The sequence below is a fragment of the Yoonia sp. SWMV100 genome (assembly GCF_056108365.1).
The window spans coordinates 299,992-325,802 of sequence record NZ_JBWBAQ010000004.1 but is presented as its reverse complement, the minus strand read 5'-3'; the positions used below and the strand labels follow the sequence as shown (position 1 = coordinate 325,802).

General features: G+C 57.7%; 21 protein-coding genes. 10 read left to right on the top strand and 11 right to left on the bottom strand.

All coding sequences use genetic code 11. The features are described 5' to 3' along the window. Positions 1 to 68 precede the first annotated feature (68 nt). The 3 genes from ACXJGX_RS10725 to ACXJGX_RS10715 all read left to right on the top strand — a co-directional run bounded on the left by ACXJGX_RS10725 (position 69) and on the right by ACXJGX_RS10715 (position 6,078). Complete coding sequence (locus tag ACXJGX_RS10725; RefSeq protein WP_474781442.1) at positions 69 to 1,361, top strand: O-acetylhomoserine aminocarboxypropyltransferase/cysteine synthase family protein; 1,293 nt, start codon at positions 69 to 71, stop codon at positions 1,359 to 1,361. Between the two features lie 110 nt (positions 1,362 to 1,471). Next, positions 1,472 to 4,027, top strand: coding sequence for a hypothetical protein (locus ACXJGX_RS10720; protein WP_474781440.1), 2,556 nt, complete (start codon positions 1,472 to 1,474; stop codon positions 4,025 to 4,027). 176 nt (positions 4,028 to 4,203) lie between these two features. Next, positions 4,204 to 6,078, top strand: a complete 1,875-nt coding sequence (locus ACXJGX_RS10715) for a cation:proton antiporter domain-containing protein (RefSeq protein WP_474781438.1) — start codon at positions 4,204 to 4,206, stop codon at positions 6,076 to 6,078. Here ACXJGX_RS10715 and cobT read toward each other — a convergent pair. Further along, positions 6,075 to 7,085: a nicotinate-nucleotide--dimethylbenzimidazole phosphoribosyltransferase gene (gene cobT, locus ACXJGX_RS10710; protein ID WP_474781436.1), complete on the bottom strand. Its 1,011-nt coding sequence runs from the start codon at positions 7,083 to 7,085 to the stop codon at positions 6,075 to 6,077. The two genes, ACXJGX_RS10715 and cobT, sit on opposite strands and share 4 nt — an antisense overlap. A 76-nt stretch (positions 7,086 to 7,161) precedes the next feature. Between cobT and cobS the strand changes: the two genes are divergently transcribed. Continuing rightward, the gene (gene cobS, locus ACXJGX_RS10705; RefSeq protein WP_474781434.1) at positions 7,162 to 7,914 is read left to right on the top strand and encodes an adenosylcobinamide-GDP ribazoletransferase; all 753 of its coding nucleotides are present in this window, start codon (positions 7,162 to 7,164) and stop codon (positions 7,912 to 7,914) included. On the opposite strand, the gene ACXJGX_RS10700 is transcribed toward cobS, so the two are convergent. Continuing rightward, positions 7,903 to 8,655 (bottom strand): FG-GAP repeat domain-containing protein, encoded by a 753-nt coding sequence (locus ACXJGX_RS10700; protein WP_474781432.1) that lies wholly within the window; start codon positions 8,653 to 8,655, stop codon positions 7,903 to 7,905. The two genes, cobS and ACXJGX_RS10700, sit on opposite strands and share 12 nt — an antisense overlap. Continuing rightward, positions 8,655 to 8,978 carry a 2Fe-2S iron-sulfur cluster-binding protein gene (locus ACXJGX_RS10695; RefSeq protein ID WP_474781430.1) on the bottom strand — a complete coding sequence of 108 codons (324 nt, stop codon included), beginning with the start codon at positions 8,976 to 8,978 and terminating at the stop codon, positions 8,655 to 8,657. The genes ACXJGX_RS10700 and ACXJGX_RS10695 overlap by 1 nt, the downstream gene beginning before the upstream one ends. Positions 8,979 to 9,281: 303 nt before the next feature. On the opposite strand from ACXJGX_RS10695, the gene ACXJGX_RS10690 reads away from it, so the two are divergent. Then, complete coding sequence (locus ACXJGX_RS10690) at positions 9,282 to 10,283, top strand: TAXI family TRAP transporter solute-binding subunit (RefSeq protein ID WP_474781428.1); 1,002 nt, start codon at positions 9,282 to 9,284, stop codon at positions 10,281 to 10,283. A gap of 53 nt (positions 10,284 to 10,336) precedes the next feature. Continuing rightward, positions 10,337 to 12,427 carry a TRAP transporter permease gene (locus ACXJGX_RS10685; RefSeq protein WP_474781426.1) on the top strand — a complete coding sequence of 697 codons (2,091 nt, stop codon included), beginning with the start codon at positions 10,337 to 10,339 and terminating at the stop codon, positions 12,425 to 12,427. 124 nt (positions 12,428 to 12,551) lie between these two features. On the opposite strand, the gene ACXJGX_RS10680 is transcribed toward ACXJGX_RS10685, so the two are convergent. After that, the gene (locus tag ACXJGX_RS10680) at positions 12,552 to 12,830 is read right to left on the bottom strand and encodes a hypothetical protein (RefSeq protein ID WP_474781424.1); all 279 of its coding nucleotides are present in this window, start codon (positions 12,828 to 12,830) and stop codon (positions 12,552 to 12,554) included. A gap of 7 nt (positions 12,831 to 12,837) precedes the next feature. Next, entirely contained in the window at positions 12,838 to 14,517 is a 1,680-nt protein-coding gene (locus ACXJGX_RS10675) for an OmpA family protein (RefSeq protein ID WP_474781422.1), read from the bottom strand. A gap of 204 nt (positions 14,518 to 14,721) precedes the next feature. Here ACXJGX_RS10675 and ACXJGX_RS10670 point away from each other — a divergent pair, with 204 nt between their 5' ends. Next, positions 14,722 to 15,105 (top strand): GFA family protein, encoded by a 384-nt coding sequence (locus ACXJGX_RS10670; RefSeq protein ID WP_474781420.1) that lies wholly within the window; start codon positions 14,722 to 14,724, stop codon positions 15,103 to 15,105. 49 nt (positions 15,106 to 15,154) lie between these two features. Here the strand turns inward: ACXJGX_RS10670 and ACXJGX_RS10665 are convergent, their stop codons facing one another. From ACXJGX_RS10665 to rpiA, 5 genes are all read right to left on the bottom strand, one after another. Beyond that, complete coding sequence (locus ACXJGX_RS10665) at positions 15,155 to 16,639, bottom strand: Do family serine endopeptidase (protein ID WP_474781418.1); 1,485 nt, start codon at positions 16,637 to 16,639, stop codon at positions 15,155 to 15,157. 184 nt (positions 16,640 to 16,823) lie between these two features. Next, positions 16,824 to 17,705 carry a protease modulator HflC gene (hflC, locus tag ACXJGX_RS10660; protein WP_474781416.1) on the bottom strand — a complete coding sequence of 294 codons (882 nt, stop codon included), beginning with the start codon at positions 17,703 to 17,705 and terminating at the stop codon, positions 16,824 to 16,826. Further along, positions 17,705 to 18,841 (bottom strand): FtsH protease activity modulator HflK, encoded by a 1,137-nt coding sequence (hflK, locus tag ACXJGX_RS10655; protein WP_474781414.1) that lies wholly within the window; start codon positions 18,839 to 18,841, stop codon positions 17,705 to 17,707. Before hflK ends, hflC begins: the two co-directional genes overlap by 1 nt. 66 nt (positions 18,842 to 18,907) lie before the next feature. Next, positions 18,908 to 20,344: an FAD-dependent oxidoreductase gene (locus ACXJGX_RS10650; RefSeq protein WP_474781412.1), complete on the bottom strand. Its 1,437-nt coding sequence runs from the start codon at positions 20,342 to 20,344 to the stop codon at positions 18,908 to 18,910. A 34-nt stretch (positions 20,345 to 20,378) separates the two neighbouring features. Next, entirely contained in the window at positions 20,379 to 21,167 is a 789-nt protein-coding gene (rpiA, locus tag ACXJGX_RS10645; protein ID WP_474781411.1) for a ribose-5-phosphate isomerase RpiA, read from the bottom strand. 155 nt (positions 21,168 to 21,322) lie between these two features. Here rpiA and ACXJGX_RS10640 point away from each other — a divergent pair, with 155 nt between their 5' ends. Together ACXJGX_RS10640 and ACXJGX_RS10635 are read left to right on the top strand one after the other, a co-directional pair. Beyond that, entirely contained in the window at positions 21,323 to 22,009 is a 687-nt protein-coding gene (locus ACXJGX_RS10640) for a glutathione S-transferase family protein (RefSeq protein WP_474781409.1), read from the top strand. After that, positions 22,010 to 23,383 carry an L-serine ammonia-lyase gene (locus tag ACXJGX_RS10635; RefSeq protein ID WP_474781407.1) on the top strand — a complete coding sequence of 458 codons (1,374 nt, stop codon included), beginning with the start codon at positions 22,010 to 22,012 and terminating at the stop codon, positions 23,381 to 23,383. It abuts the gene before it with no gap. A 51-nt stretch (positions 23,384 to 23,434) separates the two neighbouring features. Here the strand turns inward: ACXJGX_RS10635 and ACXJGX_RS10630 are convergent, their stop codons facing one another. Next, positions 23,435 to 24,115, bottom strand: coding sequence for a thiamine diphosphokinase (locus ACXJGX_RS10630; RefSeq protein ID WP_474781405.1), 681 nt, complete (start codon positions 24,113 to 24,115; stop codon positions 23,435 to 23,437). 121 nt (positions 24,116 to 24,236) lie between these two features. On the opposite strand from ACXJGX_RS10630, the gene ACXJGX_RS10625 reads away from it, so the two are divergent. After that, positions 24,237 to 25,811, top strand: coding sequence for a hypothetical protein (locus ACXJGX_RS10625; RefSeq protein WP_474781403.1), 1,575 nt, complete (start codon positions 24,237 to 24,239; stop codon positions 25,809 to 25,811).

Genomic DNA, 25,811 nt, shown 5'->3' with positions numbered 1-25,811 from the left:
TGAGGGCATTGAGCGCGATTTGGGTTACGCCTACACCTAGTCCAACGGTTTTCAAAGGGAGAGAGAGAATGTCAGAGGCTTCACCACTAGGTTTTGATACGTTGCAGATTCACGCAGGCGCCGCCCCCGATCCGGCGACGGGCGCCCGGCAGGTGCCGATTTACCAAACCACGGCCTATGTGTTTCGCGACGCCGATCACGCGGCAAAGCTGTTTAACCTTGAAGAGGTGGGGTACATCTATTCGCGACTGACCAACCCGACCGTGTCGGCGTTGCAAGACCGCATTGCCGCGCTTGAGGGTGGTGCCGGCGCTGTGTGTTGTTCCTCCGGTCATGCCGCCCAGATTATGGCGCTGTTTCCGCTGATGGCACCGGGGCGCAATATTGTCGCATCAAGCCGGTTGTATGGTGGCACGATCACCCAGTTCAGCCAGACCATCAAACGCTTTGGCTGGTCGGCAAAGTTTGTGGATTTCGATGATCATGCCGCCGTCAAGGCTGCGATTGATGACGACACCCGCGCGGTGTTTTGTGAAACCATCGCCAACCCCGGCGGTCATATCAGCGATCTGGACGCGATTGCGGCGATCACCGATGCGGCGGGGATTCCGCTGATCGTGGATAACACGACGGCGACCCCGTATTTGTGCAACCCCATTGCCCATGGCGCAACGTTGGTGGTGCATTCCACCACAAAATACCTGACCGGCAACGGCACTGTTACCGGTGGCTGTGTGGTGGATTCTGGCAAGTTTGACTGGATGGCCAACGACAAATTCCCATCGCTCAGCCAGCCAGAACCGGCTTACCATGGTTTGACGTTCGGGTCGGCGCTGGGTCCGATGGCTTTTACGTTCCACAGCATTGCCATTGGTCTGCGCGATTTGGGCATGACCATGAACCCGCAAGCCGCCCATTATACGCTGATGGGGATCGAAACGCTGTCGCTGCGGATGGATCGCCATGTCGCGAACGCCCAGAAGGTCGCTGACTGGTTAGAAAATGACCCGCGGATTGATTATGTCACCTATGCGGGTTTGAACAGTTCGCCCTACGCGCATCTGGTGCCAAAAATCTGCCCCAAGGGTGCAGGCGCGCTGTTCACGATCGCGGTGAAGGGCGGGTATGATGCCTGTGTAAAGTTGGTGGATAGCCTAAAAATCTTTAGCCACGTTGCCAACCTTGGTGACACCCGCAGTCTGGTCATTCATTCCGCCAGCACCACCCACCGCCAGTTGACCCCAGAACAGCAAGCCGCCGCAGGTGCAGGCCCGTCGATTGTCCGGCTGTCGATCGGGATCGAGGATGTCAAAGACCTGATTGCCGACCTTGATCAGGCACTGACGGCGGCCACAACTTAACCTATCACAATCCTGTCCGCGCCCTTGGCGTGGGCGGGTTTCTGCTATAGGCTTTGCGCGCGGGGGCAAAACGCGTTTTGCCGATCACTTCAATATGCTAGATGCGGCTTATGACCACCAATTTTGCGCTATCGCTTTTCTTTGAAGGTATTGAACTGCTGCACCGTGTTCCGCGCGGCTGGCAAGTTGTTGGCACGGCTGATGTCGAGGATAAAAACCTTGATGCGGCATTAGCAGCCCTGCGCGAAAAGGCGTTGGCGCTTGAGCCCGGCAACCTGCGCACAAAGCTGGTGATCCCGATGGACCAGATCAAATATCTGGCGATCGACAGCACGCAGACCAACCTTGATGACATTCACGCCGCACTTGACGGTGCGACGCCTTATGATCTGAACGAATTGGCGGTTGACTATGAACGCTCTGGCGGGCGCACCCACGTTGCTGCCGTTGCCCGCGATACGCTGGAAGAGGCAGAAAGCTTTGCCAGCGCGCATCAGTTTAACCCGGTCGCATTTGTGGCGGTTCCCGAACCGTTCACCTTCCAAAAAGAAGTGTTTTTTGGGGCGACCACATGCGCGGCGCAAATCGTCGGATCCGATGTCATTTCCCGTGACGACCTGCCAGTGTTGAAAGTTGGCACGCGGATCAAATCGCGTTTGCTGATTATGTCCGACCTTGTTGATGACGAACCGGAATCGCCGGGCGAATTTAATCTGGCTGATGCGCTGGCACCGTTTGTGTCGCCTCCGCCCGTCGCGGATATTGCCATTGCGGTGCCCGTTGCGCCCGAGGTGATACCACACCCAGACGTTTTGCCCGCACCAGAAGCCGTTGCCGCCCCTGCCCCACGGGCGGTCCAAATTGACCGCATCTTGCCAGAGTTTCACGCACCGGTCGCGCCAGTGGCACCACAGGTGATCCTTACCCCCGAAGCAGTGACCGTCACCCGACCCATTCTACCGGAAAATCCGGTTTTGGCGGATATCTCCGGGCTGCACAGGATGATCCCAGAGTACCATGCCAAGACAGCAAAAGCGGGACGGTTGATTTTGTCGGCAAGCGCCCCTGCGGCCAGCCGGAACATCCCGACGCTTGGGGCGGCCACACCGTTCAAGACACCGGTAACGGATTCCGCATCGCGACGAACCACCGTTATTTTCGCTGCGTTGGCAGCAAGCGTTGCCGCAGCGGCCGTATTTGCATGGTCCCAGTACAGCGCCGCGCCGATAGCATCCGTGGACAGCCGCGCCGCGGCTTCGGAAACGATCGCGCCAGTTGAATTGCAAATTGTCGCAACGCCTGACGCCGCCGTGACGGTGACAGGCGCGGATCTGGCGACGCTTGCCCCACCTGTCATCCCGACGGCCAGCATCACCGCGCCGGAGCCGGTCAATATCTTCACGGTGCCCAATACCCCCGAAGCCATCATCGTCAGCCTGCAAGACGGGTTGCCAGATATCGCAACCGCCACGCCACCACCGCCGCAAGCGGATCCGGTCGCGCAAACCAATGCCGACACGCCTGCGCCCGTCATCGGTCAGGTGTTAAGCCCGGCCGACGCCCAGGCCGCCTATGATGCGACGGGCGTGTGGCAACGCGCGCCGCGTATGATCGACACGCCCCGGATTGCCCAAGGGCCGGATTTCACGCCGCCCGCAGACCTGCCTCCAGCGACCCAGCGCGTTGCGCAAGCCCCGGCAATTCCCGACATGTCGCCTGACCTCAGCTTTGTTGCGCCAGTGAACCCGCCGTCTGCCGATGCTGTTTTTGCGTTGGATGATAACGGCCAGATCATTCCAAGCACCGAGGGCACGATCACACCCGAAGGGGCCGTAGTTTATGCGGGTCTGCCCGATTTGCGTGTCCGCGTGCGCCCGGAATTGTCCGAAGAAGATCTTGCGCGGTTTGCACCACCTGTTGCACCGACCAGCGGTGGGGTGGTTGTGATTGCAGGGGCGCCTGATGTCGTGCCTCCGGCCCGGCCGGATGATCTGGTTGCAACCCCCGAAGATCCGGCACCCACGGCAGGCGCAGTTGGCCTTGGCGGATTAAGCACACAAGATAATGCCGCCGAAGCACTGATCGCGACCGCGCCAAACAATGTCGTCCGCCCGCAGCCCCGCCCACAAGATCTGGCGGCAGTTGCACCTTTGCCCGCACCTTCTGATGCTGCCACACCGGATATCACCGCGATTATCGCAAGCGTGATGGAAGAAGACGCGCGCCAACCGTTCATTGACATGACAGCCCAAGCCGTGAGCACATCACGGCGTCCGACCATGCGCCCGCGCAACTTTGACCGGGTTGTGGCAGCCGCCCGCGCCCGACAAGCAGCGCAACCCACGCAGACCGCGTCGGCCCCCGCCGCCGCACCAGCGCCCGTTGCCGCGGCCCCCGTCGCCCCGCAAAACTATGCACCCGTCCCCGGTGGCGTGGCGCGTGCCGCGACCGAAGACAATGCCATCAACCTGCGCGAAATAAACCTGATCGGGATTTATGGCCGCCCCAGCGCGCCCCGTGCGCTCGTCCGGCTCAGTAACGGACGGTATGAACATGTCGAGGTCGGCAGTGCGCTGGACGGTGGACAAGTGACTGCCATTGGTGATGGCGTGTTGAATTATGTCAAACGCGGTCGCACGATCTCTTTGCAGGCGTTGGGCGGTTAAGCAGTGTGCGCTACGGTTGCGCATCTCGTCGCGCGCCGTTTTGACAACACCGACTTTTCCCGCATGCGATGAATACGGTCGCACATCAGCAAGAGATCGCACAATTCTGCGTGCATACCCCAAAATGGTGTGGCAGCACGTTGCGTATTCACGCGCTGACCGCCATATCTTGACGCATGGAATCTTTTCTTCTTCAGGCCACAATTTACCTTGGTGCCGCGGTTATCGCGGTGCCTCTTGCTGCGCGTTTGGGTTTGGGGTCTGTGCTGGGCTACTTGCTGGCTGGCATGGTTATTGGCCCGTTAACCGGGCTGGTTGGCACGGAATCGCAAGACATCCAGCATTTTGCCGAATTCGGCGTTGTTGTGATGCTGTTTCTTATCGGGCTTGAGCTAGAGCCGCGCGCGCTGTGGGATATGCGCAAACGGCTGGTTGGCTTGGGTGGGTTGCAGGTTGGCCTGACAACCTTGGTGATTATGGGCGGGGCAATGGGTCTTGGCTATGATTGGGCCACGTCGCTGGCGATTGGTCTGATCTTTGCTTTGTCATCGACGGCGATCGTGCTGCAGACGCTGGCCGAAAAGAAGTTGATGCAAACCAGTGGGGGACGGTCAACATTTTCCGTTCTTTTGACCCAAGATATTGCCGTGATCCCGATGCTGGCTCTTTTGCCGCTGCTGGCTGTCCCTGCAATGATGTCACTGGCCCCCGACGGGTCGATGGTGCTGACCGAAGATCTGCATGACGAGGCACATGCAGGGATCAGTCTGGTCGAAGGATTACCCGGGTGGGGTGTGACCTTGGTCACGCTTGGCGCGGTGGCGGCTATCATTCTGGCCGGTATATTTTTGATTGGCCCATTGTTTCGCTATATAAACCATGCCCGGCTGCGCGAAATGTACACCGCCTTTGCGCTGCTGCTGATCGTGTCGATTGCCGTTTTGATGGAGCTGGTCGGCCTGTCGCCTGCGCTTGGGACTTTTATGGCGGGCGTTGTTCTGGCCAACTCCGAGTTCCGCCACGAGCTGGAAAGCGACCTTGAGCCGTTCAAGGGCCTTTTGTTGGGGCTTTTCTTTATCACGGTTGGTGCCGGGATCAATTTTGAACTGCTGTTTGCCCAACCGATCTACATCCTGAGCCTGACATTGGGTGTGATGACGATCAAGGGTGTAATCCTGTATGGTCTGGGACGGTTGTTCAATCTGAAAGGCAAAAATCAGTGGCTGTTCACACTTGGCCTCGCGCAAGCAGGTGAATTTGGTTTTGTCCTTATCTCGTTTTCATTGCAGCAGGGCGTACTGACAAGTGTTTTAGCGTCGCAACTGTTGCTGGTGATCGCGCTGTCGATGCTGATCACGCCGTTGCTGTTCATCGTTTACGATGTCCTTAGTCGCCGGATCGCCGATCCCGAAGCCCCCGAGGCCGACGAAGTCGACGAACAAGGCACCGTGATTATCGCGGGGATCGGGCGGTTTGGGCAAATCGTCAACCGGCTGGTGGAAAGCGCAGGCTTTACGACTGTTGTGATCGACAGCAACCTGCAAACGGTTCAAATGATGCGAAAATTCGGGTTTCGCGGTTTTTTTGGCGACCCCACGCGCCCGGACCTGCTAAGCGCGGCAGGCTTGGACGACGCCAAAGTGCTGGTTGTCGCGATCGATGACAAATCTGCCGCCAGCAAACTGGTGGCCTATGCCCGCAAGGTCAGGCCGGATTTGCATATTATCGCGCGTGCCCGTGACCGGGTGCATGTCTACGAACTATATGCGGCGGGTGCCAACGACATCGTCCGTGAAATGTTCGATAGTTCGCTGCGCGCAGGGCGCTATGCGTTGGAAAACCTTGGTCTGACCGAATTCGAAGCCGCAGAAGCCGAAGAGATGTTCTATCATCATGACCGGAAGGCCATGCGCGAACTTGCAGAGCTGTGGCAGCCGGGCGTGGCGGTTTCCGACATCCCCGCATATGTCGCAAGGTCGCGCGAATTGAACAATGATCTGGAAACCGCGCTGGCAACCCGTCAACAGGCAGAAGAGGCCAAAAAGGGTTAGCCGCCGCTGACCCCTGCTTCTGCAAACGTCACCATCCCGGAATGGCAGGCAACTGCGCCTTGCAAAACAGCAATCGCCAGCGCGGCGCCTGACCCTTCGCCCAGACGCAAGCCCAGATTCAACAACGGGTCTTTGCCCAATGTGTTCAACAGGCGACCATGCGCGCCTTCGGCGCTTTGATGGCCGGCCACGGCGTGGTCCAGTGCGCCGGTGACGGTCTGCGCCAAGGTCGCGGCGGCAGCGCAACAGATGAACCCGTCCAAAATTACCGGGATACGGTGGTGGCGGGCTGCTGCAATCGCGCCCGCCATCGCGGCGATTTCGCGCCCGCCAAGGCAGCGCAGGATTTCCAGCGGATCATCCGAGGTATGCAGTGCCAATCCGCGCGTCACCACGTCCAATTTTCGCGCAAGCCCAGCGTCGTCGACACCGGTGCCCCGCCCGGTCCAATCCGCAGGATCACCGCCGAACAATGCGGACGCAATCGCCGCAGCCGATGTTGTATTTCCGATCCCCATTTCGCCAGTGACCAACAGGTCGCTTGCGGGGTCAACAGCCGCCCAGCCGGTTTGCAGGGCGGCGACCACGTCGGCTGTGGTCATTGCCGGACCTTGGGTAAAATCGCATGTCGGTGTATCGAGCGACAAGGCATGCACGTCCATTTTGGCGCCGAAGGCCTTGGAAAGCTGATTGATTGCTGCGCCGCCATGTTCGAAGTTGGCGACCATCTGCGCCGTCACTTCAGATGGGAATGCCGAAACACCTTGCGCGCAAACACCGTGGTTACCCGCAAAGATCACCACCTGCGGCGCGGTGATCTGGGGCTTTGCTGTCCCCCGCCATCCTGCGTACCAAATCGCCAAATCCTCCAACCGCCCCAGCGCACCGGGTGGTTTTGTCAATTGCCCATTGCGGTCTGTCGCAGCTTCGAGAGCGACAGCGTCGGTCAGTGGCGCATTGGCCAATAGGTCGCGAAATTCGGTTAGGGTCGTAAAGGGCGCTTGCATCGGAACCTCGTTGCATCAATCTTTGGTCCTGTCTAACGATCAGGGCAGCAATGAAAAGACCGCTAGGGGCAAATCGATGACCAATCGCGACACAAACCGGATTGATGCGCATGATATTGCAGCAGCGATCGGTCTTTTGACGCGGCTGCCGATCCCTGTGTCACAAGACAGGGCGATTGCACGTGGGGCCGCTGCCGCGTGGGCCTATCCGATTGCGGGGGGCGTCGTTGGCGCTATAGTGGCGGCATCCATCGCTGTTTTGATGTGGGTGGGTCTGCCCATCGGGATCGTTGCCGCATTGGCCCTGGCCGTCGGCGTCATTGTCACGGGTGCAATGCACGAAGACGGTTTGGCCGATACCGCAGATGGGTTGTGGGGGGGCTGGGACCGTACCCGGCGCCTTGCGATTATGAAAGACAGCCATATCGGGGCTTACGGCGTGATCGCATTGGCGCTGTCACTGTTGATCCGGTGGATGGCCATCAGCGGGCTGATTGTTCTGGGGGGGTACGTTGCCGCGCTGATCTCGGTTGCTGTTCTTAGCCGTGCGGGCATGGTCGTGCTAATGGCGACAATGGTGCATGCACGTGACACGGGCCTCAGCCAGAGTGTCGGCCGCCCTGCCCCGATGACCGCATGGATCACCGTCGCCATCGCGGTAGCCGTCGCATTTGTGTGCGGGCATTTGGGGTTGATCGTCGTTGCGGTGATCACGACGACCCTGTGCGGCATGATCGCGCAGGTGAAAATCGGCGGGCAAACGGGCGACATTCTGGGTGCAACCCAGCAAATCACTGAAATTGCGCTGTTGCTGGTGCTACTGACCTGAACAATTCAGCGCAGCGGCAAACGACGCACGGCCGATGTGCGCGCCAATGTCGCGCGATTGCGCGCGGCCATCGGCAAAGGTGGTCGCCATGATCCGTGTCCAATCCGCATTTGCGGTGATCATTTCCGGCCCTTGCCCACAATCACGGATGCCACCCGCGATATTGTCTTCGCCAATGCGGTGGTTGGTCAGATCCGGCACGTCCACCACGTGTATCAATGCCCCATCCTGATAACGCCAAATGCGTAGCGTCTTGGCCAGATGTGGACGGTCGATATAGGCAATTTCAATCGCACCGTCACCGTCAAGGTCAGCCGCCCCAATCGGGGCGAGCCAGCGGTGGGTCTGGCCGATATACGGGGTGCTGGCAATCTCTTCGAGCTTGCCGCGATCATTCACCCCAAAGATTAACAGCCGCGCCCCAAAGCCCCGATGTGTTTCGATCACGACGACTTCAGGAAAGCCGTCCCCCGTGACGTCCCACAAGCGCGGATGAAAATCTTCGAAAACCTGTTCTTCGGGTAGATCAATCAGCCACGTCTGAGTGGTAAGCCCCCTCAAAGTCAGGCCTGTATCAGCAGCGCCGCCTTTCGTGACGATCTCAAGCCCGCCCCATTCAACCGCATCCCCAAGGATACCGTGGTCATACCGCGTGGTCGGATCGACAAATTCCGCGCTGTCGATGGTCTGCGCCGCAGCCATGGCTGGCCATAAGGCCAAGACAACAGCGCAAAGCCGCATCAGATTTGCTTTTCAGGCATCTGTACGCGCAACCCGTCAAGCGCGTCTGTCACCTTGATCTGGCAAGTCAGGCGCGATTTCACCGGATCGGGTTGATACGCAAAATCAAGCATGTCCTCTTCCATGCCGTCTTTGGCAGGCAGTTTTTCGACCCATGCGTCATCAATGTAGACGTGGCAGGTAGAGCAGGCACAGGCACCGCCGCAATCGGCTTCGATTCCTGGAATACCGTTGTCGCGTGCGCCCTCCATGACGGTCAGCCCGTTGGCAACCTCGACGACATGTTCTTTGCCACTGTGTTCGACATAGGTAATCTTGGCCATCTGCTGTGATCCTTCGCGTTTGACAATTTTGTTTCACGCATTCCTAAACAAGCCGCCAACGCTGGGCTAGGCCAAAACGCCGTGAAACGATGCAAATTGTCGTGGGCCGAGTCGGTATATGGCGTGAAATTGTGTGGATTTCCGCACATAGCACGATGCCGAATGATGTATGACCAAAAAGATACATTTAAAATCATTATGTTACGCTGAATTCGCTATCAGGGTTGTTCCAAAGCCCCTGAAAAGGTTTCTTTGCCGCAGTACGCCATGGCGTCTGTGATAATCCAACTGGGAGGAAACCCGATGACATTCTTTAAAGCTGCAATCGCGGCAGGTTTTGCTTTGGCCGCACCCGCGGCGCAGGCCGAAGAAGCCAGCTATATCTTGGCAACCGCGTCAACAGGCGGCACCTACTATCCGGTCGGCGTGGCGCTGTCGACTTTGGTCAAGGTCAAGCTCGAGCCATCCGAAAAAATCGGTATGTCCGCGATCAGCTCTGCCGGGTCGGGTGAAAACATTCGTCTGCTGCGCGAAGGCGAAGCACAGTTCGCCATCCTTCAAGGTCTTTACGGATATTATGCGGCAACGGGGACTGGTCCTTTGTCGGAATCCGGCCCGCAGGATAACCTGCGCTCTGTCACCATGCTGTGGCAGAACGTCGAGCAGTTTGTGGTGTCGTCTGACGTGGCCACCACCGGCACAATGGCCGATATGGTCGCGCTAAAGGGCGAAGCAATGGCGCTTGGCGCGCAAAGCTCTGGCACGTTGGGGTCGAATGCGGCGCTTCTGGCGGGTTTGGGTATCGACGCCGAGACCGATTATGAACTGGTTTATGGCGGGTACGGCCCAGCAGCCGAAGCCCTGCAAAACGGTCAGGTCAAAGGTCTGGGTGCCCCCGCAGGTGTGCCAACAGGTGCGATCAGCCAGTTGATGGCTGCAGCAGGCGACGGTGTGACGATGCTGTCATTCACCGCCGAAGAACTGGCTGCGGCTGATGCGGGCCGTGAATTGTGGACACCCTACCTGATCCCGGCAGGCACATATCCCGGTCAGACAGCGGATGTGAACACGATCGCGCAGCCAAACTTTTTGGCGACAAACGCGGATCTGCCAGAAGAGAACGTCTATCAGATCACCAAGGCGATCTATGAAAACCTCGCGTTTTTGCAGGCAATCCACCCGGCGACCAAAGTGATGGCAATTGAAACAGCAATTGCGGGTCTGCCTGTGCCGCTGCACGCCGGTGCGGTGCGGTATTATCAGGAAATCGGCGTCGACATCCCGGCACGCCTGATTGCTGACTAAACGGATCGTGGCCCGCAGCTTTTGCGGGCCGCCTTTTTTCAAGGAATTTTCTGATGTCCGATGAACGCCCCGCAGAAGGTCTGGCGCTGCGCAGCTTTACCGGCGCACCAAACACTGCCCTGTCTATTTTATGTTTTCTGATTGCGGTTGGGCACGTTTACGTCGCCTTTGATCCCATCATTTCCGAACTGCAGCGCAACGCCTACCACTTTGCTGGGTTTGCGTTTCTGGCGGCGGTTCTGCACCCTGCCGCCGCGACACGCGGCAAGGCCGGGCTGATTTTTGATCTGGGTTTTGGCCTGTTGATTGCAGCTGCGGCCATCTACCTGCCCTACGCGGAAAAGGGCATTTATGACCGCGGCGTAAAATTTGTGACGCTCGATTGGGTCGCGGCCGGTCTGTGCGTGATCGGCGCCATCGAATTGACCCGGCGTTTGACAGGTTACATCATTCCACTGCTGATCATCCTTGCCCTGACCTATATCGGGTTTTGGGGCAAATATGTCGGCGGCGTGTTTTCGTTTCCGGGTCTCTCGTGGGAATCGATCGCGTTCCGCTCTGTGTTTGGCGATGACGCAATGTTCGGGACGATTGCGCGGATTTCATCCACCTATGTGTTTTTGTTCATCATTTTCGGGGCCTTTTTGCTGCGATCGGGTGCGGGGGATTTTGTGATCAACCTTGCCCGCGCAGTTGCCGGGCGCATGGTGGGTGGACCGGGGATTGTTGCCGTGATCGCGTCTGGCCTGACCGGCACGATTTCGGGGTCCGCCGTGGCGAACACGGCCTCGACCGGGGTCATCACCATCCCCTTGATGAAAAAGGCCGGTTTCCCCGCAAAATTTGCGGGCGGGGTGGAGGCTGCCGCATCAACCGGCGGTCAGTTGATGCCGCCGATCATGGGGGCTGGCGCCTTTGTCATGGCCAGCTTTACCCAAATCCCTTACGAGACAATCGTCGCGGTCGCTGCCCTGCCTGCGCTGCTGTACTTTCTGTCAGTGGCGTTTTTTGTCCGGATCGAAGCCCAGCGTTTGGGCCTCAAGCCGATGGAAAGCGACGGAGAGACATTCCGGTCGGCCTTTGCCAAGGGCGGCGCGAGCTTTGTCATTCCGATCGGCGCGCTGATCGGAATGCTGGTATCCGGCTTTACCCCCGCCTACGCAGCTGTGTTCGGTATTCTGGCTGTGATCGCATCAAGCTGGCTGACCCAGAACCCGATGGGCCCGCGTGCCGTGCTGGACGCGATGGTAATGGGCACCAAAGGCATGGTGATGACCGCTGTGCTGCTGTGTGCCGTCGGTCTTGTGGTCAACGTGATTTCCACCGCCGGGATCGGCAACACCTTTAGTTTGATGATCTCGGGCTGGGCAGGTGGCAATCTGGTCATTGCGATCGTGCTGGTGGCCTTGGCAAGCCTTGTGTTGGGCATGGGGTTGCCGGTGACGGCGGCCTATATCGTGCTGGCAACGCTGTCGGCCCCGGCATTGGCGGGCATGATCGCGGACCGGTTTGTGATCGACGCATTGGTTGCGGGGACATTGGGCGACGCGGGCAATGCGATTTTGATGTTTGGCATTCCTGACCCATCGGTGTTGATGGGGCCGCTGGCCTATGCTGACGCAGCCGCCATTATCAAGACGCTCCCGCTCGAGGTGGCCGCCCCGCTGCGTGATCTGGTAGTGCCGCAAGATGTGGCCGTGGCTGCGTTGTTGTCAGCGCATATGATCATCTTTTGGCTGTCCCAGGACAGTAACGTGACCCCACCTGTGGCATTGGCGGCCTTTACGGCAGCTGCAATTGCCAAGGCCCCTGCGATGGCGACCGGCTTTGCAAGTTGGAAGCTCGCCAAGGGTCTCTATATCGTCCCGCTGATGATCGCCTATACGCCGTTCTTGTCGGGTGACTGGCCTGTCATGATCAAGATTTTCGCTTTTGGCGTGGTGGGAATTTATGCGCTGGCAAGCGCGATCCAAGGCTGTATGGAGCGCCCGATCGGCATTCCGGTACGGGTCATTGTGGGTATTGCGGGGGCAGCATGTGTGTGGCCTGCCCCGATCTGGGTGCATTTTCTGGCATCAGCAGTGGTCGTTGCACTGCTGGTCTGGAACAAACGCGGGTTCGGATCAGCAGCGCAGACGGCCTAGTCCGCGCTGCTGATTGTTTGCCGTATTTCGGCGCAATCACGGAAGAAATTGTTAATCCTGTAGAACAAAAAACCGCCCGGCTGATACACAGCCGGGCGGTTTTCATGTCACGGTATAGCGCGTATTACGAGCGAGCGGCACGCACCATATCTTCAAGCGACGCGATGCGTTTTTTCAATGCCGCCTTTTCTTCGGTAAGCGCGAGCGTTTTATTTTGCTCATAGCCGAGTTTGACGCGGCTTTCTTCAAGATTGCTGCGCCAGAAATCGACTTCGCTGCTGGCCGCACCCAACGCTTTTTGTGAAACGCCATCATAGCGCCAGACCAACCAGCCCAGCACGATACCCAGCAAAAACGTGATGCCCATGAAGGCAAAGATTTGAATTACAAATGGAGACATCATTATTTCCCTACTGGTCTACGGGGTCTGTCACGGCGTCTTCGGCGGTGGCAGGCACGGTTTCGTCTGTTGGTTCTGATACCGCTGCGTCAGGCGCGGTTTCTTCGGCTGCTTCGGACACGCCATCGGTTGCGTCCGTCGCGGCGGCGTCTGGGGTTTCAACAATCGGTTCTTCAGCTGGCGTCATCAGCTTCCATTCAAAGGTGATGCGACGGTTGGCGGCGCGTCCTTCGTTAGTGTCGTTGGTCGCAATTGGGTCTGCTTCGCCATATCCGACCGCTTGCATCGTGTCCGCATCGACTCCAAGGCGGACCATATAGTCCAACACGGCTTTTGCACGTGTTTCGCTCAGGCGTTGGTTATCCGCCTCGCCACCTTGGCTGTCGGTGTGACCGCCAATTTCGATCATCAGACCTTCGTTTTTGCAACCGATTGCCAGATCGCGCAGTCGTTCAAGCGTAGGTACAGAACTGTCGCTGATCGTAGTGGTTCCGGTCGAAAAGGTGATCTGTGAAGTTTCCAAAAACGCACGGGCCCAGTCCATACAGACCTTTGCCAGCTCATCGGCCTCCATCGGTTCATCACCCAGACCAAGACGCAGCATTTCAATTGTCGAGCTTTGGGTGTTGACCTGTTCTGACAGGTTGCTCACTTGCGTGTCCAGCGCCGCAATTTGCGCTTCGCGCTCTGCGACCAGTGCTGTGATGTCTTCGTCGGTATTCGCCGCTGCGGCCTCAGCGACCTGTGCTTCCAGCGCGGCAATAGCGGCCTCGCGTTCGGCCAAAGTCGCGGTCAGGGTTTCGATTTCCGCGTTGGCTTCGTCTTGCTGCCCGGCGTCACCGGTCGCGGCAGCTTCGGCCTGTGCCGCCTCAAGGGTGGCGATGGCCGCATCTCGTTCTGCAACCGCTGCGGTCAAGGCCGCAATTTCGGCAATTGTATCTTCGCTCGGGGCATCACCCGTTTCAGCCAATTGCGTTTCAAGTGACGCAATGGCCGCTTCACGCTCTGCGACTGTGGCGGTCAGTTCGTCGACCTTTGCAACAAGCGCCGCGGCCTCATCGGTCGCGTCCGCAGCGGGTGTCAGGTCGGTAATCGTTGTTTCCAAGTCGGCGATGACGGCATCGCGTTCCTCGAGCGTCTTTTGCAAAAGAAGGACTTGCTCGTCCGTGCTCACGGGAAGTGCGGCCGCATCAATTGTGCCAGTTTCCAGTTCTGCAATACGCGCGGCAGCCGTGACGGCACCGTCCTGCAACGCAGCCATTTGCGCCACGATCAGGTCCATTTCAGCATCTTTTTCGGCGATGGTTGCGTTCAGCGCGGCAATGGTCGCTTGCGATTCAGCGAATTGCGCTTCGAGTTCGACAGTTTGCGGTGACACCTCAGCAACCTGTTCGGCGTAAGCAGCCAGCGCGGCGCTCGTCTCGGCGGCGTTTGCTTGCGCAGCGGCCAGATCTGCGGCCAACGCATCGCGTTCGGATGTCACTGTCGTGATTTGCGCCTCAAGCGCAGTGCCAGCCTGTTGCAGGCGTGCAAACTCTGTCGCCAAGGCGGCTTGTGTCTGCACCAGTTGCGAATTCTGCGCGGCCTGCTCTGCGACCAAAATTTCGGCGTTGGACGATGTGAACCTTGCCGCTAGAAAAAACGTGAGCGCCGTTAAAGCCATGACCACGGCAACGAGAAGTGATCTCATAAGTGTCTTCCTTGATAACCCAATTGTCCATACAAAGCGTTTTAATGCCTTTGTCCCGTCATTAAGTATCAATTTGGTCTATTTTTAGGCATAGAGGACATCACCTAGCGGAAACAGCAAATGTCCGAAACTACTGCGGGTTGATTAGCTGAGACCGCAGGCCTCACGGTGTGGCATTGCCATCAACGCAAGGAAAGGTATCGCATGACACATAAAGGAAGCTGTCTTTGTGGCGCGGTGACGTTTACGGTATCGGGTGATCTGCCAGATCCAAACGCATGCCATTGTGCGGCCTGCCGCAAGCATGGCGGCCATTATGGCGCATCAGTTGATGTGCCACGCGCGGCGCTCACTGTGTCGGGAGAGGGCAGTCTAGAGTGGTACGCGTCATCGCAGAAAGTGCGCCGTGGGTTTTGCGGGCACTGCGGGTCCACCCTGTTTTGGGATCCGGTATTGCGCGACTGGACGGCCATCGCGATGGGCGCTTTTGACGGGCCGACAGGCACAAGGATGTCGGCGCATATTTTTGTAAGCGAAAAAGCTGACTATTACGATATCGCAGATGGAATTCCACAGAACCAAACATAAATGCGGGCCGCATATCGCCACCCGCCTTTATTCGTGGGTAATAATGGTTTTATTCGTCGATTGGCAGGGCCACAAACCGTGGGTCACCGCCACGGCGCACCAGCATCAACAGGGACTTGCGCCCGCCATCTTTTGCTTCCTGGATGCGCCCTTCTAGGTCAGCCACGGTTGCGACAGCCTGTTGTCCGGCTTCCGTGATAACGTCGCCTTCAAGCAACCCTTTTGAAGCGGCTTCCGATGACGGGTTGATCGCCGTGATCACAAGCCCTTGTTCAACGGTAATCCCGAATTGATCCGTCAGATCTGGGGTAATTTCTGACAAAGTCAGGCCCAGAATTTCAGATGCAGCGGGCGCGATTTCCTCTGGCTCGCTTGAGGCAGGGAATGCCACGGCTTCGGATGTTTCACGGCGCCCCAAGATCACGACGAGCTGTTCCATGTCGCCGTTGCGCAGCACCTCGACCGGGACTTCTTTGCCGACCGGAGAGTTACCAACAATGCGAACCAGTTCACGGGTATCTTCAATCGCGATACCGTCAAAGTTGACGATCACATCGCCTGCCATCATGCCGGAATCTTCGGCAGGACCAGTTGGAACGTCAGTGACCAAAGCACCGCGGGCAAGGTCAAGACCTTCGATTGCATCAACCATGTCGGGTGTCACGTCCTGGATGCGGACGCCCAGCCAACCACGGCGGGTTTCGCCGAATTCTTTCAGCTGGTCGACGACGTTTTGCACAACGGCTGACGACATCGCAAAACCGATCCCGATCGACCCGCCGTTTGGTGACAAGATCGCAGTGTTCACGCCAACGACCTGACCGTCCATGTTAAACAACGGCCCGCCAGAGTTGCCGCGGTTGATCGCGGCATCTGTCTGAATATAGTCGTCATACGTGCCTTGCAGCGACCGGTTGCGCGCAGAGACAATCCCGGCAGAGACCGAGAAGCCCTGACCAAGCGGGTTGCCCATTGCCATGACCCAATCACCTACGCGGGCGCCATCGCCGTTGCTGTCGCCGAATTCGACGTAGGGCAGATTGTTCATATCAACCTTAAGCACGGCAATGTCCGTGTTTGGATCGGTCCCGATCAATTCGGCAGGCACACCTTCGCCGCCACCCGGGAAAAATTCGATCAGGATTTCGTCCGCGCCTTCGATCACGTGGTTATTGGTGACGATGTAGCCATCGGCAGAAATCACGAAACCCGAGCCCAGCGCGGAAGACCGCTGTTGGCCGCCACCCGGACCGCGGTCCAGATCGTTAAAGAAATCTTCGAATGGGGATCCGTCCGGCACAAGCCCCTGCGGGCCGGTCCGCCCGGCAATCACGGTGCTGGTGGTAATGTTCACAACCGACGGGCTGATCTGTTCCGCCAGATCGGCAAATGTGGCTGGCCTGTCTTGGGCGTATGTCGGCGCGACCTGCGCAAAAACAACGGCCGAGGCGAGCGCGACAGCTGCGAAACCCGCGGTAAACCAGCGGCGCGCCTGTCCCAAATCTTGTTGAATTGCGATTGCCTGAGATGTCACGGGCGAATCTCCTCTTGAGTGTGAAGGCGCGTCAATCCGGCGCCCGGTAATGCATAATGTTGTATGTGTGTCAGAAAACATTCAATACAAACTATTTCACCTCACTGTGAGAATAACACCCCCTAAATGTAAGAAAAGGGCCAGCAAAGCCGGCCCTTTTTAAGATCGCAGAAAATCTGATGCCTTATTCGCTGGACGCAGCCCCGCTGTCAGACTTGAGATAATTAAAGAACTCGTTGTCTGGCGACAGCACCATGGTTGCGTTGCCCGCTTGCAAGGCCCGTTCATACGCGGTCATTGAGCGGTAGAATTCGAAAAATTCCGGGTCAGCACCAAAGGCGTCCGCAAAGATTTCGTTACGGCGCGCGTCCGCTTCACCTTGGGCGATCTGGCTTTGACGCGCCGCGTCAGAGACAAGTTCGATCACCGTCCGGTCGGCAAGCGCCTGAATGCGCAATGCCGCTTCGTTACCGCGCGCAATTTCGTCAGCCGCTTCGCGTTCGCGTTCGGCTTTCATCCGCTCGTAGGTGGCGTTCAGGTTCTCGGGTGGCAAATCCGTGCGCTTCAGACGCACGTCAATCAGCTCTAGCCCAAGACCGCGCGCCTCTGGGATCGCGTCATTGCGGATACGCAACATCAAAGCGGTCCGGTCCGTAGACAAGATATCATTGCTGGCGACCGTCCCCAGCACGTTACGCGTTTTGTCGCGCAAAATACCGTCAAGGCGTTCGGCTGCGCGCGCTTCCGCGCCATCACCAACCGCACGGCGGAACTGTTCGACATCCGAAATCCGGTAGCGCGCAAACGCATCGACAACAAGGCGACGGTCGTCAGATGGTGTGACCTCAAGCGGTTCCAGATCACGGCTGAGAATGCGGTCATCGTAGCGCACAACGTCTTGGACAAGCGGTATCTTCATATAAAGGCCCGGCTCTGTTTTGACCGAAACAATCTGGCCAAATTGCAGAACAAGCACCTTTTGCCGCTCGTCCACGATGAACAACGACGACAACACACCAATCGCCAAGACCGCGACCGCAGGCAGGATAAATGCTGACTTCTTCATTAGTTCGAGCCTCCGGTTTGGTTGCGACGCAGTTCATTCAGCGGCAGGTATGGAACGACGCCCTGCCCGCCGCCGGCGCCCTCATCAAGCAAGATAATATCGGTCCCGCCTAGAACACGCTCCATCGTTTCCAGATACAGGCGCTTGCGCGTGACTTCTGGCGCGCGCTGATATTCAGTCAACACAGCAGAGAAACGGCTGGCTTCACCTTCGGCTTCGTTGACCACGCGGGCACGATACCCTTCGGCCTGTTCCAGAATTTGTGCGGCTTCACCACGGGCCTCGGCCACGACGCGGTTCGCATATGCATCCGCCACGTTCTGGACCCGGTCGCGTTCTTGTTCAGCGTCCTGCACCTTGCGGAAGGATGCGATGACCGGCTCGGGCGGATCGGCCTTGTTAAAGTTGACGCGCACGATGTTCACACCCGAATTATACGAATCCAGCGTCAATTGGATTTCATCAGTCAGACGTTCCGCAATCGACCCGCGATCACGGTTCAAAATCGGGGCAAGCTGGCTTTGCGCGATGATTTCGCGCATCGCCGATTCGGCAACAGCGGCAATCGTTTGTGGCGGATCAGCAAGGTTGAAAAGGTAAAGTTCAAGGTCGGAGATGTTCCAGACAACTTGAAAGTCGATATCAACGATGTTTTCGTCACCCGTCAGCATGAGACCTGCATCCAGCCCCGAACGGCTGGTGCCGATGTCGATGCTGCGTTCGGTTGTCACCGCTTGGATTTCGTAGGTCACCAGTGGCCATGGCGCAAAGTTCAGACCTTCGCCATTGGTTTCAAGAAGCTTACCAAACATAAGCTCGACCGCCCGTTCTTCGGGCTTCACGGTATACACAGACGCAAAAACCCAAAGGAGCGCAGCGCCAAACAAACCCAGACCAACCATGCCACGCGTGATTTCTGGCCCACCGCCTCCGGAGGGTGGGGTACGCCGGGCGCCGTTGTCGCCGCCGCCACCCATCAGAACGCGCAGTTGTTCGCGGCCTTTATTTACCAGTGCGTCAATTTCGGGGATGCCGGGGCGGTCTTCGCCCTGATTACGTCCGCCGTTGCGATCACGATCGTCGTCGCCGCCGTTATTATTGCCGCCACCCCAAGGGCCACCCGAATTTCCTGCCATATTCTGTCTCAGCTTCCTTTATTCTTACGTCATCCCTAGGCCATGTGTGGCTTTGGGCCAAAAAATTCAAGCGGTGCGCACCGGCGATTTCATTGTCACCAGTTCTTCTGCCATCGTTGGATGGACGGCCACTGTACGATCAAAATCCTCTTTCGTCGCCCCCATTTTTACGGCGATCCCGACCATCTGGATCATTTCACCGGCATGATCCGCGACAATATGACAGCCCAGCACCTTGCGGGTGTCGGCACAGACGATCAGTTTCATCAGCACCCTGTCCTCACGCCCGGCAAAGGCGTGGTTCATGGGCTTGAACGACGAACAATATACTTCGATGGGGCCATTGGCCGCTGCTTGTTCTTCGGTCAGGCCGACGGTGCCCAGTTCCGGCTGGGTAAAGACCGCCGAAGGGATCAATTCATGATCGACCGGGGTTGGGTTACCCTTAAACACGGTTTCGACAAAAGCCATCGCCTCGCGGATGGCGACCGGGGTCAGCTGCACACGGTCGGTCACATCGCCAATCGCGTAGATCGACGGTACTTTGGTTTGGCTGAATTCGTCGACGATCACCTCGCCTTTGCGGCCCAGCGTCACCCCGATTTCGGCAAGCCCGAGCCCGTCGGTATTGGGCGCGCGTCCTGTTGCAAACATGACCTGATCATAGACTTTTTCGGTGCCGTTCGTGGCCTTGACCCAAATCCCGTGGCCAGCAGCGGTACCGGGTAGCTGTGCAGGTTTGCCCTGATCCATCAATGTCCCGGTTTCAATACCGGCAAGGTCGTCTTTGGTGGCGGCGCGCATCTCAATAACATTGGTGCCCAGATGCAAATCAACACCTTTGGCGCGCATCCCTTCGGCAACCAGACCGCGGGCTTCGTCATCGAACCCACGCAGAATTTGGGCGCCCCGATAGAATTGCGTCACTTCGACGCCCAAGCCATTTAAAATGCCCGCAAATTCGGACGCGATATAGCCGCCGCCGACGATCAGGATGGATTTGGGCAGCGCATCGAGATTGAAAATATCGTTTGACGTGATCCCAAGTTCCGCACCTGCCATATCAGGCAGAACCGGACGTCCGCCGGTCGCGACCAGAATATGTTTGGCAGTCACATCCTGCCCTGTGGACAGGGTCACCGTATGCGCATCCTTCACAGTCGCGCGGGCGTCAAAAATTTCGACCCCGGAACCATTCAGCAGTTTGCGGTAGATCCCTTCAAGCCGGTCGAGTTCGGCGTCAAGTTTGCCGCGAAAACGCGGCCAGTTGAAATCACCATCGTCCAGATCCCAACCGTATGCACGCGCGTCCTCGAACATTTCCGAATAACCGGATGCAAAGACCATCAGCTTTTTGGGAACGCATCCCCTGATCACACAGGTGCCACCCATCCGGAATTCTTCGGCAAGCGCAACTTTGGCGCCTTGGGATGCGGCGACACGGCCAGCGCGCACGCCACCAGAGCCACCACCAATGACAAAGAGGTCATAATCAAATGCCATATTCAGGCTCCAATCGCTGTTCGCGGGTCTGGGATTAGTCCGCCAGATCCGTAAAAATATTGTCGTCGTCGCGCAGATCGAACCGCACCACTTCGGTTTCATCGTTGTTCACATCGCGGATGTCGACACGCCCGTTCGCATGTCCGACGATCACCATGTCACAGATATCTATGAATAGCCCGTTTTCAACCAAACCCGGAATTTGATTGAGCGCGAGGCTAAGCTGGTGGGGGTTACCAATCCGTTTCAGGTGTAGATCAAAGATAAAGTTGCCTTCATCCGAAACGAATGGTTGCGTCCCGTTCATACGTTGGGTGATGTCACGTCCAAGCACATCCATGCCTGTCAGTGTTTCTTCGATCAGGCGTTTGGTGATGCCGGCCCCAAAGGGGATCACTTCGACGGGCAATGGAAAGGCCCCCAAAGTATCCACTTTTTTGCTGGCGTCAGCGATGACGATCATGCGGTCACTGGCGGTCGCAACCACTTTTTCTTGCAAATGCGCCCCGCCGCCGCCTTTGATCAGGTTCAGATCATTGTCATATTCGTCGGTGCCGTCGATGGTGACGTCCAGCCATTTGGCTTCGTCCAGCGTGATCACTTCGATGCCGACTTTGCGCGCGAGCGCCGCAGTGCGCGACGATGTTGGCACGCCTTTGATTTTCAAGCCTTCATCGCGGACCATTTCGCCAAGGCACTGCACCAGCCACGCCGCAGTAGACCCGGTTCCAAGGCCGACTTTCATCCCGGATTCAACGTATTCCGTGGCTTGTTTCGCGGCGAGAAATTTTGCTTTGTCGATGGGGGACAATTCACTGGTCATCGGGTCGCTCCAAAAAAATTCCTTGTGACTTATAAGCACGTTGTCACAAAGGTGCGAGACCTGATTGCCCTGACAGGCGCCCATTCGATACGTTTTCAGGACCAACAGGTCGTATTTAAACCGCCTGCAAACATGACTTGCGCTAGATTGGCGACATGACTGACCCTGTTCGCCTGCATTATGCGCCTGACAACGCCTCGCTTTGTGTGCGGCTGACGCTGTTGGAATTGGCTGTGCCGTTTGAAACGATCTTGGTGGACCGCCGCGCCAACGCCCAAAAGTCATCGGCATTTTTGGCCCTGAATCCAAACGGCTTGATTCCGGTTTTGGAAACGCCCGACGGGCCGATGTTTGAAACGGCGGCGATATTGTTATGGCTCGGGGATCGTTATGGTCATTTGCTGCCTGCCCCAACCGACCCGGCCCGCGCCCATGCTGTGCAATGGATGTTCTGGCTGTCCAACACCCTGCACGCTGCACTGCGAATGCTATTTTATCCCGATCACTATGTAGAGGACGACACCGAGGGGCTGCGCCGTATGACGCGTGCCCGGATCACCACCCAGCTTGACCTGCTGGCAGCCGCAAAAACCGCCCCGTGGTTGGATCGCGATACACCGTCGGTTCATGCCTGTTATCTGGCGCCGATGCTGCGGTGGTGCGCGCTTTATGGTGGGGACACGGCGTGGTTCGATCTAAAGCGATGGCCGCGCCTTCTGGCCTTTGCAACCCGGTTTGAAATACGCCCGGCGGCAGTTTTGGCCGCGCAAGCCGAAGGCCTTGGTCCAACCCCGTTTTCAAAACCTTGCCTGCCCATACCACCAGAAGGAAGTGCGTTATAAATGTTTCTGTCCGTATTCGACATGTTCAAGGTGGGTGTCGGCCCGTCGTCATCCCATACCATTGGCCCCATGGTCGCCGCTGCACGGTTTCTGGATCATCTGCGCGCGCAGCCGTTCCGCGTCGTTGGTTTGCGCGCATCTTTGCATGGGTCACTGGCGTTCACGGGCGTCGGTCATGCCACGGACCGCGCTGTCATCCTTGGGCTGGCAGGGTTTCATGCCGACACATATGACGCCATCAAGGCAGACGCCGAACTGACGCGGATCAAAAGCGAAAATACTGTGCAGCCAGAGGGGCTTGGCCCGCTTCGTTTTCATCCCGCTGACGACCTGAAATTTGACTATGGGCCAGCCCTGCCCGGCCATGCCAACGGGTTGGTTTTGATGGGGACGGACGCGCAGGGTGATATACTTACCCAAATGACTTACTATTCAATTGGCGGTGGTTTCGTGCTGACGGCGGATGAATTGGCCGCAGGCAATGATACCGACAACGGGCCGCCTGTGCCCTATCCGTTTCACAGCGCCGATCAGATGCTGGTGATGGCGGCGGCGTCGGGTAAATCCATCGCCGCAATGAAACGCGCGAATGAACTGTCGCGAATGCCTCATGCCGATCTGGACAAAGGACTGGCCCGGATTTGGCAGGTGATGAATGATTGCATCGATCGCGGGCTTGTCACGGACGGGATTTTACCCGGCGGCTTACATGTGCGCCGCCGCGCCAAGGGAATCTACGACGCGCTAATGGCAGAGCGTGGCATGAACATGACCGCGCCGCATACAATCAACGATTATATGTCCACCTACGCGATGGCCGTGAACGAAGAAAACGCCGCTGGCGGACAGGTGGTGACCGCCCCCACCAATGGTGCTGCGGGTGTTGTGCCTGCCACGATACGCTATTGGCTGGACCATGTTCCGGGCGCGGTGGCGTCACGTGTTCCCGAATTTTTACTGACGGCGGCAGCCGTTGGCGGGCTAATCAAATTTAATGCCTCAATTTCCGGGGCAGAATGCGGCTGTCAGGCCGAGGTGGGCAGTGCCGCGGCCATGGCAGCAGCCGGATTGGCGGCCGTGTTAGGCGGCACACCAGAACAAGTTGAAAACGCCGCTGAAATTGCGCTGGAGCATCATTTGGGCATGACCTGCGATCCGGTCAAAGGTTTGGTGCAGGTGCCCTGCATCGAGCGCAACGGCCTAGGCGCCATCAAGGCAGTTTCAGCGGCATCATTGGCACTGCGCGGAGATGGCAAACATCTGGTATCGCTGGATGTCGCGGTGGAAACCATGCGACAAACGGGTGCTGATATGTCGGAAAAATACAAAGAAACTGCGCTGGGCGGATTGGCCGTGAACGTCCCGAACTGCTGACAGGCGCCGCCCGCAAACGGCTGCCCGATCACCTGCTAGCGGTGTTTGACGTCACGGCCCGCGCAAGGCCGATTTGATCGCGTTTGGTAAAAATGCAAGTGGCAATGTTATCAGCACCGGCCCGTCGGTTTGCACACGCACATCGCCCGCAACCTCGTTTGATGAACTGATAAAACCGACAGGATGCATCACCCGATCAGTGAAGCTCCAACGCAGTCCCGTGACACTGACGCGACATTCGGCAAGCGGCATCAATGACATGCGTGTCCCTGGTGGTGCTGTGACCGACGTTGTCCCCTGCTTTGCGAGGAAACAGACGTCGGTGCCATCAGCCAAAATCACAGCGCGGTCAGCGAAGCGGGCAAGCACATTCAGCACAGCCAGCGTGTGGTCCATCCGCCCCCCCGTAAATCCCAGCGCGACAACCATAGGTGCTGCGACCCGCGACAATGCCTTTTCAAAATCAGTGGTGTCTTGTTCCGGGATATGATGCAGCACGGCCCCTAAAGCGGCGCGCGCGTCATCTGAAATGCTGTCTAGATCGCCGATGACTGCCGCAGGTGTAATGCCCGCCGCTATCAACGTGTCTGCGCCACGATCAACGGCAATAAATCGCGCAACCATCGGTAACATAAGTGAGATCAGGTCGGCATCCACCCTTGCGCCACCGACCAAGCAGACCGTATGCTCGGATGAAACAATCAGATCATTCGCTGTCGATTTAACCGGCATTCACAAACATTCCCCAAAACGGTCACAAAATGATCTTCAATGTAACCTCATCCTGTTCTTGAATAAGGACAATCCTGAATCGTGCAGGCATCGTCTGATAACCGAAGAAAGCATAAACGTCATGAGCCAGAAAAACCAAATCCTTGATGTATCTTATGGGACGTTCTCGTGTCGGCTAGAAGGTTTCGAAGATTCGGTTGCAACGATGAAGACAGTTGTGTCCTATTTTCACGATCTGGCCGGACATAACCGATTTATGGACATGGCCCCGCAAGCGCCCGACATGGACACGTTGGCACAGTTGACCGAAGAACAGGCCGGCACTGCAGTCGAAATCGAAGGAACAGGTCAAAACGTCAGCCTGCGGGCCGCGTTTGCAGAACCTGTGGCGACCGCGCATGACGATGTTGCCGATGACGGTTGGGACGAAGATGAAGACGACGAAGATCCCATTTCGCTGACCGCAGACGATGACGAAGAAGACGAAAGCGAATACGCTGACGGTGGTGCGATGAACATCACCCAAGACGACTACGAAGAAGATTACGACGACGACTCCGAAGATGACGTTGAACCCGTTGCCGCAGAGGCCGATGTTGACGACTTTGAGGAAGACGACAGTATTGCCGCTAAACTGCAACGCATTCGCGCTGTGGTTGGTCGTGGGCATGTCAGCGCAACACCAGCATCAACCCCCGCTGTCTCTTCCATTCTTGATCTTGATGAAGATGATGATGACGAAGACGACAAACCGAACCCATTGGCGCTGCGCCTCGCGGAACTTGCAAAACGCAATGCCGAAGTGACCGCCGCTGCGCAACAAGACACCGTCGCAGATGCAGACGACGCGTTTGATGAGGACATGGACGCCTTTGCGGGCGATTTGACCGAAGACGCGACAACGGATCACACCGACACGGTTGAAGACGACGCCGAAGACAGCCCGTTGGTGCTATCGACGACACCGCACGACCCCACAGACGCATTCGAATTTGATGCAGCGGACGCCGACGGCGAAGCAGATGTTGAGGATGACGTGCCGCATTCCAAACGTGACGAACTGACGCAAAACGTCGATTCCGCAATGAGCCGGATTCTGTCCGAGACTGACGCGCAATTGAACACCCCAGAGGGACGTCGTCATCGCGGTGCATTTGCGCAACTCAAGGCCGCAGTCGCCGCAACAGAGGCAGCGCGGCAGATGGGTGACAAGGATCCAACTGTCGATAAGGACGAGCCATTCCGCGAAGATCTGAGCGCGCACGACGCTGAAGAACGCAGTGAAGCGCGCGATTCCGCACCGTTGCGTCTGGTGCAACCGCTACCTGCGGCATCCGACAGCAGGCCCTTGGACCACGCGGCCGAAAGACTGCGCCGTATCGCATCAATGAAAGAGCAATCGCATGGACCGGCCGCAGGTGGGTTTGCTGAGTTTGCTGCCGAACAGGGCGTGACGGAATTGGGCGACCTACTAGAGGCAGCAGCGGCATACATTGCGTTTGTTGAAGGCGACGAAGATTTCTCGCGACCGCAAGTGATGAAGAAGGTGCAGATGGCGTCGTCTGAAGAAATTTCGCGTGAAGACGGGCTGCGGTCGTTTGGGCGCCTGCTGCGCCAAAGCAAAATTCTGAAACTGGACAACGGGCGTTTCCAAGTGGCCGAAAACACACGGTTCCGTCCCGATCAAACGGCCTAA